At 65.2% G+C, this 6,170-nt stretch carries 6 protein-coding genes; 3 read left to right on the forward strand and 3 right to left on the reverse strand.

Going from position 1 to position 6,170, the window contains the following annotated elements:
* Positions 1–10: 10 nt before the first annotated feature.
* Entirely contained in the window at positions 11–424 is a 414-nt protein-coding gene (locus ACTIGC_RS09895; protein ID WP_439634244.1) for a PAN/Apple domain-containing protein, read from the reverse strand.
* 228 nt (positions 425–652) lie between these two features.
* Between ACTIGC_RS09895 and ACTIGC_RS09900 the strand changes: the two genes are divergently transcribed.
* Positions 653–1,507, forward strand: coding sequence for an ion transporter (locus ACTIGC_RS09900; protein ID WP_439634245.1), 855 nt, complete (start codon positions 653–655; stop codon positions 1,505–1,507).
* A 28-nt stretch (positions 1,508–1,535) separates the two neighbouring features.
* Here the strand turns inward: ACTIGC_RS09900 and ACTIGC_RS09905 are convergent, their stop codons facing one another.
* Positions 1,536–2,159 carry an FMN-dependent NADH-azoreductase gene (locus tag ACTIGC_RS09905; protein ID WP_127567686.1) on the reverse strand — a complete coding sequence of 208 codons (624 nt, stop codon included), beginning with the start codon at positions 2,157–2,159 and terminating at the stop codon, positions 1,536–1,538.
* A 95-nt stretch (positions 2,160–2,254) separates the two neighbouring features.
* On the opposite strand from ACTIGC_RS09905, the gene ACTIGC_RS09910 reads away from it, so the two are divergent.
* On the forward strand, positions 2,255–3,175 hold the full coding sequence (locus tag ACTIGC_RS09910) for a LysR substrate-binding domain-containing protein (RefSeq protein WP_439634246.1): 921 nt from the start codon (positions 2,255–2,257) through the stop codon (positions 3,173–3,175).
* Here the strand turns inward: ACTIGC_RS09910 and ACTIGC_RS09915 are convergent.
* Positions 3,168–5,090: a transglycosylase domain-containing protein gene (locus ACTIGC_RS09915; protein WP_439634247.1), complete on the reverse strand. Its 1,923-nt coding sequence runs from the start codon at positions 5,088–5,090 to the stop codon at positions 3,168–3,170. The genes ACTIGC_RS09910 and ACTIGC_RS09915 overlap by 8 nt on opposite strands.
* A gap of 137 nt (positions 5,091–5,227) precedes the next feature.
* On the opposite strand from ACTIGC_RS09915, the gene ACTIGC_RS09920 reads away from it, so the two are divergent.
* Positions 5,228–5,671 carry a YcgN family cysteine cluster protein gene (locus tag ACTIGC_RS09920; protein ID WP_439634248.1) on the forward strand — a complete coding sequence of 148 codons (444 nt, stop codon included), beginning with the start codon at positions 5,228–5,230 and terminating at the stop codon, positions 5,669–5,671.
* Positions 5,672–6,170: the final 499 nt, after the last annotated feature.

Raw genomic sequence — 6,170 nt, forward strand, 5'->3', positions numbered from 1 at the left:
CCGGTCAGGCTTAACGTTCAGGAAATAGCTGGCTTTGGGCGCTTTCAGGCATCGGGCTGATGGCGGCAGGCGGGGCTGACAGCCCGCCGTCCAGCGCCTCGCGTTCGCGCGCGCTCGGAGGCCTTTCACTGGAGCGCTCAATGCGCGCCGCAAGCGAAGGCGAGAGGCCCGTCACCGCGCCGGGAAAGGGACGCGGGGTGAGCGGGGCTGCATGCAGCGTACAGCGGTTCTGATACGCATTATGCGTCCAGGCCTGACAGGCTTCGTGATACCCGCACGCCGCTGCGCAGGCCTGCCAGCTCAGCGCGGGCGCGCCCTCAAGGCGCACCAGCACTGCGCCGCGCCTTTCCTCGCCATGGAGGATCGCGCCCGCTGGCAATCCATGGGGCAGGGACAGGCTGGCGATGAGGAGCGCGAGGATCATGACGCTGATTTGGCGTGTAAGCGATGAAGGAAGCGTTTCTGGAGCGAGCTTCCTGAAATCCCGGCCGACCGCAGGGAGAGCCGGGACCTAGTTGGTGATTACGCGGCACAAGGCCCCGGATCGCTTCGCGTCCGGGGGTTCAATGTACTCCCAGCACCACCCCCATTGCGTACGCCCCCCGCTAAAGGCTAACCAGACAGCCTGCCAAGCATGAAGGGAGCGCGCGCGATGAGTGGCGAAAAGGCCGGTCTGCGATCACGGCTGGAAGTGTTTGTGGAGAGCGCCCTGTTCCGTAACGGCATTACCGCGCTGATCCTAGTCAACGCGGTGCTGCTGGGGCTGGAAACCTACGCTCTGCCGCCCGATGTGGCCGGGGCGTTCCTGATTGCCGACAAGGTGATCGTCTACATCTTCGCCGCCGAGATTCTGCTCAAGCTCTTCGTCTATCGTGTCAGCTTCTTCCGCTCGGGCTGGAACTGGTTTGACCTTATCGTGGTGACGATCTCGCTCATCCCGGCGGCGGGGCCGTTTGCGGTCCTGCGGGCTTTGCGCGTCCTGCGCCTGTTCCGCCTGTTCTCGGTCGTGCCGGAAATGCGCCGCGTCGTCGTGGCGCTCGGCAAGGCGATCCCCGGCATGGGCTCGATCATGATGGTGCTGGGCCTGATCTTCTATGTCGGGGCGGTGATGAGCTCGAAGCTCTTCTCCGGCACGCACCCGGAATTTTTCGGGGATCTCGGTGCCGCCGCCTTCACCCTGTTTCAGGTGATGACGCTGGAGAGCTGGTCGATGGGCGTGGCAAGGCCGGTAATTTCCGAGCACCCGCTCGCCTGGGCCTTCTTTGTGCCCTTCATCATCCTGACCAGCTTTGCCGTCCTGAACATGTTCATCGCCGTCATCGTGGACTCGCTGCAGGCGAAACATTTCGACGAGGAGACCGAGCGGCAGAACAAGGCGACGGACGAGCGCACTCTGCTGCGGGAGGAAGTGGTCGCCCTGCGCGGCGAGATCGCCGAGCTGAAAACGCTGATGCTTTCCGGGCAGGCAAAGCCCGCCCGGAAAGCGCCCGGCGAGGACAGGGAGTGACCCCCTGGGGGAGCGCCGGGTAAGCGGTTTACGCGGCCTTGCGGCCGATCAGTTTCACAATATCGCTGGCTGCGGCATGCAAGCCGGCGTCACGCGCGTCCTCGCCCATGGCAAGGCCCTCGGCCCGCACGATGCGCACATCCGTGATGCCGAAAAAGCCCAGCATGGTCTTCAGATAGGCTTCCTGATGGTCCATGGCGGCTTCGGCCGCGCTGCCGGCCAGCTTGCCGCCGCGCGAGGAGACGACATAGACCGTCTTGCCGCCAGCAAGACCGATCGGGCCTGTCTCGGTGTAGCGGAAGGTCTTGCCGGGAACGGCCAGCCGGTCGAGCCAGGCTTTCAGCTGGGTCGGGACCGAGAAATTATACATGGGTGCGCCCATCACCACGATGCCGGCGGCGAGAAACTCCTCGACCAGCGTATCGTTATAGACGCGCTCGGCGCGCTGGGCGTCGTTCAGCCCGGCTATGTCACCGCGCACGGCCTGCAGCACGGACCCGTCCATATGGGCGGGCGGGGCGGCGGCCAGATCGCGGTAAACAATGCCCAGATCCGGATTGGTGTCCGCGAGCGCAGCCACGAGGTCAGCGCCAATCTGGCGGGAAGCCGATGCTTCGCCCAGGATTGAAGAGTCGATGTGAAGAAGTGTCATGTCAGCCTCCGTCCAGCCGGACGATCCGGCGTTTGCAGAAACCTATTCATGGAACGGCGTTGCCAGTAGGCGCTATAAATGTCACTGTCCGTTCCATGAGTGGAACGATAAACCTGCCCGACCTGAACGAGCTCTACCTGTTCGCGCAAGTGGTGGAGCATGGCGGGTTTGCCGCTGCGGGCCGGGCCATTGCGGTGCCGAAATCGCGCCTCAGCCGCAAGGTGGCACAGCTGGAGGAGCGCCTCGGCGTCACGCTGATCCACCGCTCCACGCGGCAATTCGCGGTGACGGAGGCTGGCCAGCTTTTCTACCGGCACTGCGCGGCGATGATCGCACAGGCGCGGGCGGCAGAGGATGCGATGGCCGCAACGCGCTCGGAGCCGCAAGGCACGATCCGGGTCAGCTGCCCGGTTCTGATAGTGGAGAAGGTGCTGGCCCCGCTGATCGCCAATTTCATGGCGCGCTATCCCAAGGTGCAGGTGCGCCTTGAGTCCACCAATCGCCGGGTCGATGTGATCGAGGAAGGCTTTGACATGGCGATCCGGGTGCGCCCGCCTCCGCTGGAGGATTCCGGGCTGATCCTGCGCCAGCTGGCCACGCATCGCGGCGCGCTGGTGGCCAGCACTGATCTGGTCACGCGGCTCGGCATTCCGGCCACGCCTGAAGATATTGGCCGCGTTGACACGCTGAGCATGACCAGCCGGACCGGCGAGTACGTGATTGCGCTGACGGCGCCGGACGGCGCGGTCCATCGTGTGCGCCACACGCCGCGCCTTGTGACCGATGATATGGAGGCTTTGCGTCAGGCGGCGCTGGCAGGCATCGGGCTGGCGGCGTTGCCGCGCCTGCTTGTGCATGATGACATCGAGGCCGGGCGGCTGACCGCGCTACTGCCCGATTACGAGCTGCCGGGCGGGCTGGCGCATGTGGTATTTCCCTCGCGCAGAGGCCTGATCCCGGCAGTGCGCCTGTTCATGGATGAGCTGCCCGGCGCGTTCCGGGACAGCCTCAATTAAGCCGTCCGCCGGAGAGCACGCGGTCGAAATCGGCTGACAGCCCGGAATAGAAGGCGACGAGGCGCTCCTCGCGCTCGGAGCGCACGCGCGGGGCAGGGGCGGCGAGGGGCTGTGCCCGTTCCCCTTCATGGGCCGCGACCATGATCTCGCGCCATATGTCAGCGGGCAGGCCGCCGCCGGTGACATTGGCCATCGCGCTGTCATCATCATTGCCGGTCCAGACGGCGGCGGCGTATTGCGCGCTATAGCCGACAAACCAGGCATCGCGGCTGTTCTGGCTGGTGCCGGTCTTGCCGGCAACCCGGTGGCCGGGGACGGCGGCGCGCCGCCCGGTCCCGTCCAGCACCACGGCCTGCAGCATGGTGGACATGGCCCGGGCATGGCCGCGCGCGATCACCTGCTGGGTGCGGGTTTCCTCCGGGCGCTCATAGAGCACATCGCCGCGCGTGGTGCGGATGGTGGTGACGAAATACGGGTCCAGCCTGCGTCCATCATTGGCGATCACGAGATAGCTTGCCGCCATGTCGATCACGCGCACCTCGCTGGAGCCAAGCGAGAGCGAGGGCACTTCGTTGAGCGGCGTGGAGATGCCCATGCGCCGCGCCATCTCCGCGACCTCGGAAATCCCGACCAGCATGCCGACCTGTGCGGCGATCGTGTTGACCGAGCGTTTGAGCGCATCTTCCATCGTCATCTGGCCGCGATTGCCGCCGCCGAAATTGACCGGCGACCAGTTGTCATAGGTAACGGGCGTATCGTTGAAGACGCTGGAGGGCGAGTAATCGGCCTCCAGTGCAGCCAGATAGACAAAGGGCTTGAAGGCAGAGCCCGGCTGGCGGCGGGCCTGTATCGCCCGGTTGAACTGGCTGGACACATAATCGCGCCCGCCCACCATGGCGCGCACCGCGCCATCGCTGGCCAGTATCACGGCGGCCGCTTCGCCCGCGCGCACGCCCGGCCCGTCGCGCTCCAGCCGGCTGGTGACAACCTCCTGCGCGGCGTTCTGCAGCCTCGTGTCCAGTGTTGTTTCGATGACGAGATCGGGCACGTCATTGTCCGGGCCGAGCAGGCGCTGGGCCTCGGTGACGGCATAGTCAAACAGATGGCCGTATTGCAGCGCGCCGCCGGGGCGAAAAGCGCTCTCTACCGGCTCTGCCTGTGTGGCGTTGGCGACGATGTAATCCATCGGAGAGAGGAAGCCCGCATCGCGCATGGCGATGAGCACATTGGTGGCGCGCGCCTGCGCTTCGGCCAGATTGTCTGTCGGGGCAAGGCGCGAGGGCGCAGCGGGCAGCGCGGCCAGCAGGGCGGCTTCCTGCACGGTCAGTTCACTGGCGGGCTTGTTGAAATAGCGCCGCGCAGCCGCCTCGATGCCATAGGCCTGCTCGCCGAAATAGATGCGGTTGAGATAAAGCTCGAGAATCTCTTCCTTGGAGAGTACCCGCTCCAGCGCCATGGCCAGGCGCATTTCCTGGATCTTCCTGCGGATTGTGCGTTCGGGCGTGAGGATGAGGTTCTTCACCAGCTGCATGGTGATGGTGGAGCCGCCCTGTACCGTGCGCCCGGCGCGGACATTGGCCAGCATGGCGCGCACCGTGCCGCGCCAGTCCACCCCGTCGTGTTCAAAATAGCGCCGGTCCTCGATGGAGAGGAAAGCCTGCGCCACGTGCGGCGGCAGATCATCGAGCCGAGCCGGCATGCCGTAGAGCGGACCGCGAATGGCCAGCACCGCGCCGTCAGAATCCAGCAGGGTGACGGTCGGCTCCATGCGCACGCGCCACAGATCCTCTGCGCTTTCCGGCACGGGCGGCAAATCGTGGAACGCCCACTCCCATGCGGCATGCGCCACGATGGCACCGGCGGCGAGAAACAGCGAGGCGATGCCCGCCATCACCATCAGCTTGCGGGCGCGCAAGGTTTCGCCAAACGCGGCAAGGCGCTCCTTGAATGTCGTCGGCTGGTCGGCGCGGAAAGTAATGATCAGCCTCCATCGGGCGGGCGCTGGGGAAGGTGTGTTCTCAAAGCCAGACGATCACGGCTAAATTATGGGCGATGACCCGCCAAGCCCCTTTTTACAAGACCAAGACGCTGGCGCAGATGAGCGAGGCGGAGTGGGAATCGCTGTGCGATGGCTGCGGGCAGTGCTGCACGGTCTCTCTCATTGATGATGATGACCCTGATGGCGAGGTGCTGCGCACCTGCATTGGCTGCGAACTGCTCGATCTTCAGACCGTGCGCTGCACCGACTACGCGAGCCGCCATGAACGCGTGCCGTCTTGCGTGAAACTCACCCCCGGCAATGTGCGCGATCTAAGCTGGATGCCGCAAACCTGCGCCTATCGCCTGATCGCGGAAGGAAAACCGCTCTTTGACTGGCACCCCCTCATTTCAGGGCGCGCGATGAGCGTTGTCGAGGCGGGCGTGTCGGTCAAAGGCACGCTCGTCTCCGAGCGCGATGTCGATGAGGAAGATTTCGAGGATTATGTGAGGGGGTAGGGATTTTCTTTTAGTTCCGCAACGCATCCCCCGGTCGTAGCCGGGGGCAGACCGCGTTGCGATGTTCCGCGAACCCCCGCCTGCGCGGGGGCAGGCAGTCGCGGGCGCGCGGTCGCGCTTTTGGCGCTACTATTCAGCCCCCACAACTCGTCATTCCGGCCGCAGCGAAGCGAAGAGCCGGAACCCAGAGCCACCTTCACGGCCTTCGCCCGATGATCTCTGGATGCCCGCCTGCGCGGGCATGACGAGGGAAGGGGGGCGCCCACATCCACGGGTGATGACAATTTTCTAGGTTCTCAAAAAAGGCTGGGTCCCCCGTCGGGGCGGGGGACCCCGGAATTTGAAACCTTCTCGTTGAGCTAGCTAAGCCTCGTGTAGCGCGAACCTCTCAACCGGGGTCCCCCGCCCCGACGGGGGACCCAGAAGAACATCTGAAATCCCGGCCAAGCGCAGCGCGGAGCCGGGACCTCGTGCAGGATATTCCTGAGAGAGGCCCCGG

Source organism: Glycocaulis sp., from assembly GCF_051859565.1.
Classification (GTDB): domain Bacteria; phylum Pseudomonadota; class Alphaproteobacteria; order Caulobacterales; family Maricaulaceae; genus Glycocaulis.